Annotated in this window: 1 protein-coding gene; it reads left to right on the forward strand. The window is 73.9% G+C overall.

Annotated elements, in window-relative coordinates:
• On the forward strand, positions 1 to 563 hold a 563-nt coding region (locus KUM32_RS42930), incomplete at both ends, for an LLM class flavin-dependent oxidoreductase (RefSeq protein WP_217146966.1).

Below are 563 nucleotides of genomic sequence, written 5' to 3' on the forward strand. Positions count from 1 at the left end.
CGGTGCGCGAGCGCATCCCGCTCTACATCGCCGCCATCGGCCCGAAGAACCTGGAGCAGACCGGCGAGATCGCCGACGGCGCGCTGCTGGTCTTCTTCGCCCCCGAGCACGCCGAGGAGACCACGCTGGGCGCGCTGCGGGCGGGCCGCGCCAAGGTGGGCAAGGACCTGACCGGGTTCGACCTGGTGCCCACCGTTCCGCTGGCCGTCGGCGACGACGTGCGGGCGCTGGCCGACCAGTTCCGCCCGTACACCGCGCTGTACGTGGGCGGCATGGGCAGCGCCAAGCAGAACTTCTACAACAAGCTCGCCCAGCGCATGGGGTACGAGCAGGCCGCGGCCGAGATCCAGGAGAAGTACCTCGCCGGCGACAAGGACGGCGCCGCCGCCGCCGTGCCGCACGAGCTGATCGACGCCACCGCGCTGGTCGGACCCGTCGAGCGGATCGCCGACCGGATGCGGGCCTACGCCGAGGCCGGGGTGACCACGCTGTCGCTGGCGCCCGCGGGCTTCACGCTGGAGGAGCGGGTCGCCGGCCGGCGGGCGGGCGTCGAGGCGCTGGAG

This window comes from Streptomyces sp. AC627_RSS907, assembly GCF_019049165.1.